Annotated in this window: 4 protein-coding genes; 3 read left to right on the top strand and 1 reads right to left on the bottom strand. The window is 43.1% G+C overall.

Going from position 1 to position 4,602, the window contains the following annotated elements; genetic code table 11:
• Positions 1 to 508: 508 nt before the first annotated feature.
• From WAM07_RS18645 to WAM07_RS18635, 3 genes are all read left to right on the top strand, one after another.
• A complete protein-coding gene (locus tag WAM07_RS18645; RefSeq protein ID WP_422168887.1) occupies positions 509 to 1,363 on the top strand; it encodes a hypothetical protein in 855 nt (284 codons plus the stop codon).
• Between the two features lie 54 nt (positions 1,364 to 1,417).
• The gene (locus WAM07_RS18640; protein WP_422168886.1) at positions 1,418 to 2,545 is read left to right on the top strand and encodes a toxic anion resistance protein; all 1,128 of its coding nucleotides are present in this window, start codon (positions 1,418 to 1,420) and stop codon (positions 2,543 to 2,545) included.
• A 162-nt stretch (positions 2,546 to 2,707) separates the two neighbouring features.
• Complete coding sequence (locus WAM07_RS18635) at positions 2,708 to 3,160, top strand: hypothetical protein (RefSeq protein ID WP_422168885.1); 453 nt, start codon at positions 2,708 to 2,710, stop codon at positions 3,158 to 3,160.
• A 61-nt stretch (positions 3,161 to 3,221) separates the two neighbouring features.
• Here the strand turns inward: WAM07_RS18635 and WAM07_RS18630 are convergent.
• On the bottom strand, positions 3,222 to 4,602 hold a 1,381-nt coding region (locus WAM07_RS18630; protein ID WP_422168884.1), incomplete at its 5' end, for a DNA topoisomerase.

The following is a 4,602-nucleotide window of genomic DNA, read 5'->3' as shown; positions in this document are numbered from 1 at the left end:
GGTGAAAATAAACTGATTCTGGAGAATTCTTACTATTTTCAAGTATCTAATACCTTAGCAATTCCCATGACCTCTTCAACGCTTTTGCCTTCTAGGAATGCTTGATACATTTCTATGCTAAGCCATTATAAATAGAGTGAAAATGCCTGTATAAAATTTTCTTTTCAACCATTTTTCCAAATTTCTTCCCCGCCCCACCTTTAATACATAATGTAGTAAATGATAATCATGAAAGTAAATCATATCCTCCACTTAGCTGTGTACTATATTACTGAATTCCATTCCAAAACGACAACCACTTCTGTATATTCCGTTATATACATGAATAAGCAAAAGAAGGGCGGGCCTCCTTTTTTCAAAGATAAGCCCGGAGAATGGTTTCCCTTCCTTTTCTAGTGGAGAATACATAGCCATTTCTTAATATCCAACCCCGTTTTGTGGTATTCTTAATGTATAATGGAAATATTTTGTCGAGGAAATGGAAGGACTCAAAAGGGGCTGACGAAGCATGGACAACTTCTACTCTTCTACGCTTGAGAATTTAGAAAAAACATTCATGCCATATCTTTCGGAATACCAGCGCTATATCGATTTTCACACCATGAGAGAAATGAAGCAGGTCAGCAAAGGGAAATTCCCTGTTTATTTCGATCTGGATATCAGAGAACTGGTACAGATGGACAAAAGATATATTTTAGATGTGTTTTGGAATGGGGTCTTTTTCACCGTGATCATTCCCAAAAAATCCAATATGTTCAGAGGAACCATCGAAGTGTATGGCAAACCGCCAACCATGCTGCTTGGCCGGTTTGAAGTGGAAGAGGAAAGGACTATTTTCCCTACGTTTTTTAAAGAAGAATTCACAAGAAGAAAAGGACTCGGAGACACGCTGCGTGACTTCTCACAAGTATTATATACGTATTTAGAAACCTATGTGGAGAAAAGGGAAACATCCGGGGAGGAAACAACTGCGGAACACCCCGGAGAAACGATCCTCGAGGGCTGGGAATTCCCATTTCTCGAGAATCACCCTGATCTTCAAAAGGAATGGGCATCCCTAAAGAAACGGACTGTTAAACAATTTAAACGAATGGAAGAACTCGATATCGAAGAGCAATATTCCCTGGAAACGATGATGGACAAGGATGTTCCGGACTTCATCGAGTCGTTCCAGCGATTGTCGGATGAGAATAAGGAAAGCCGCAAAGATGAACTGCTTGATACGATGTACGATTTGCGTAAGTTCATTGAAACGCTCGAGCAAAAAGAAGAAGAAAGTCATGCGCAGAATTTTGCCAGAAGCAAGGGCATCATTGCTTCCAAGTACAACAAGGAAGACGAAAGCTTCTTTTCGCGCAAGTAAAGAGACGTTTTGTTATTTCCGGAAACCAACAAATGGCAGATAGGTGGTATGAATATGAGTGAAAAATCTTTCCAAAGAGATAAAGAAGCTGAAATGAACCATCAGGACCTGAGAGAAGCGATGACGCTTGTTGACAAAGAAGATATCGACCGCCTCAACAAAGAGGCTGAAGCATACGCGGAAAGGTTCCATTCTTCCAGAGACGACTCCCTTTCCGACGTCATGAGAGAGCTTGGAGATCTCGGTGAAAAGGAACAACGTGTAGCCGGGGAAACAATGGAAACGTTGAAGCGCCCGGTAAACGATCTGATGACGAAAGGCAATAATGACATTCCCCAATCACTGAGTGAACTCGAGGCGATTGTGTCCGACCTTGATCCGAAGCGCACCGAAGGCAATGGCGTGCAGCGATTCTTCTATAAACTAAGCAAAAAACAGCCCATCGACCGCTACATGCAGAAGTATGAATCAGTCGACTCGAAGATCGATACGGTAGTGCGCAGTCTCCTTTCAGGAAAAGACCGTCTGGAAGAAGACAGCGTCGAATTGCAGCTGATCAAAGAAAACGCCCAAAAGCGTATTTATGACTTGGACAAGCAAATCTATCTCGGGAAAAAGCTGTTTGAGCTTCTGAAAGAAAAAGAAGCTACAGGTGAATACGATCTGGCGCTGCTTACCGAAGGAAAAGAGAAAATCATTACCCGCACAAGAAACATGACACAGATGAAGAGTGTATTGCACCAGAGCATTTCTTCAGTGGATATTATTAAGAAAAACAATGAAAAGCTGAAGGAATCGATTCGTAATGCCGTTACGCTGACAAAAAATATCATTACCGTCTCCGCTTCGATTCAGCTGGCTTTGAATAATCAGCGAAAAGTAATTGATACAGTGAATGGTGTGAATAAAGCAACTGAAAATATGCTTCTCTCCAACTCCAGAAATCTGAAAGAGAATGCGGAAGAGACGACACAGATGATGGAGAATCCGGCGATCAGTATGGAAGCTCTTCAGGAGTCTTTCGACAATGTATTCGAAGCCCTGAAAACGACCGAGCAGTCCTCCGAGCGAATCATCGCTTCCAGTGAACAATTCATTGAAGAAATGGATGCGTTAAACGAAAACGTCCGGAAAAAATTATCCCATACCGGGAGTCAAAGACAAAGAGCGCTTCGTGACTGAAGCGCTCTTTTTTGTATGGAGCAATTTGTGCGATACGCGAGGCTGAACAAGAAGAGCTTATTCTAGCTGCCCTTTAGCAACAGTCGATTCAGCCAGAAGAGGGAAACCTTAAAAAATACATAAAACTCACACAGCTCCAAATACTACCACGAGGTGGTAAAATTGACACTTATTATTATTACAGGTTTTGTTATTCCCTGGATTACAGGAATTTATTTGTATCGAAAAGCTCCCAAGATCTTTTATACGACCGCACCTATTACCGCTTTAATTGCCGTCGTTTTCAACCAGGCCGGCATTCATCTAGGTTTATGGAAAGTTCACCCGATGCCGGAAGTTGTGCTGTTAGACTCCATTTTCCTGGACTTAGGTATTTTCACGATCGCAGGAGCCTGGTTCACTTATTACTATGTCTATAAGAACATAAAACCGATCTTGGTCTATAGTTTATCCATAGGCGGGATGGCTGGTTTAGAAGGATTCGCCCTTTTAACAGAAACCTTATCCTACGATGAGGATTGGAATTTCTTTTACACCTTCCTTATGTATGTAGGTGGCTTTTTAGTTATTGGTAGGATTTCAAAAATATTGAAGAGACTTCATGTTTTTCCCTAATGCCTTCTTGCATTCATAGTTTGGGGTGAAAAGAATCTTTCCCTTACACCCCATTGGTTTCTTAAGTTTTCTTCGCAAAATCAAATTTAATCTTATAGTCTTCATCCAGCGTTAAAGCCGTACTAAACGGTTTCTTACCTTTAAATCCTTTCAACACCCGCGTTTTCTTCTTCTCACACAGCGTCTTAATCATGTTTGCGGAGAGTGATTTTCCAGCCAGCCGCTTCGGAAAGCTCACTTTACAGCCGTTTTTATAATTGGAGCAGGCGTAAAATTTATACCGATCAATAATTTCGCCATTGGAACAGGCCGGGCATTTAGCAACCGCCGTATTCCACTGTTTCTTTTCGCCTGTGCTGCGTACGTTCACCTGCTGGATCGATTCAGGCGTTTCCTGAATAAGCTTTTCAATGAACTGGCTCGTCTGCTTGATAAACATCTGCTTCGAACCATCGCCATTGCCGATTTTCTTTAAATACGACTCCCATTTGGCTGTCATGGCAGGGCTCGATAACAGCGTCCCTTCGATCGCTTCACACAGCATAATCCCTTTATCGGTAATCGCGACGCTGTTTTTCTTCACTTCAATATAATTCTGCGTTTTGATCGTTTCAATAATACTCGAGCGCGTGGCTTCGGTTCCGAGGCCTTCCACTTCCTTTAAGATCTCGACGTCTTCCTCGTCATCCACGAGCTTTCCGCACGTTTTCATCATGTTGATGAGCTGGCCTTCGGTATAAGGCTTCGGCGGCTGGGTCATGCTTTCTTTAATATGCAGGCGGGCACCTACATCTTCTCCTTGCTGCACCTCCGGCAGAATCGGGTCTTTTTCCTGTTTGGCTTTGGAAGGTTTCGGAAACAGCTCTTTCCAGCCCTGCTTCACTTCTCTCCTGCCCGTGGATTTAAAAGGCAGATCGTTGACGTGGGTCACAATCGTCGTCTCTTCATACACATAATCTCCGTGGAACATCGCCAAAGTTGTCGCGAGTACTTCATGGTAAATGTTGTGCTCGTCCCGGCTCAATCCGCTCAATTTCTTCTCGGTAGGCACGGTTTTTGTCGGAATGATCGCATAGTGCTCCTGGACTTTACTATTGTTCACATACCGCTTGTTCGGTTTTAACGAAGCCGGCGTAAACGATACGTTCATCGCTTTCTGATAGGCATCCAGCTTGTTCACTAAATAATTGAACTCACTATTTGTAATGTAGTTACAGTCTGTTCGCGGATAGGACACCAGCCCTTTTTCATAAAGCTTCTGCATCGTCTTTAATGTGTGAGAAGGTGTGTATTTCCAGCGCCGGTTCGCGACACTTTGCAGGGTGGACAGGGAATGCAGTTTCGGTGACTTCTGGTACTTGGTCTTCTTGTCGACATTTTGAATCGTCCCCTGAAGATCCTCATTTTCCTTCAGCCCATGCTGATCCATCAGTGCCTGCACC

Source organism: Halobacillus sp., from assembly GCF_049282395.1.
In the GTDB taxonomy this organism is placed as follows: Bacteria; Bacillota; Bacilli; order Bacillales; family Halobacillaceae; genus Halobacillus.
This window is presented reverse-complemented; position numbering and strand designations above follow the sequence as displayed.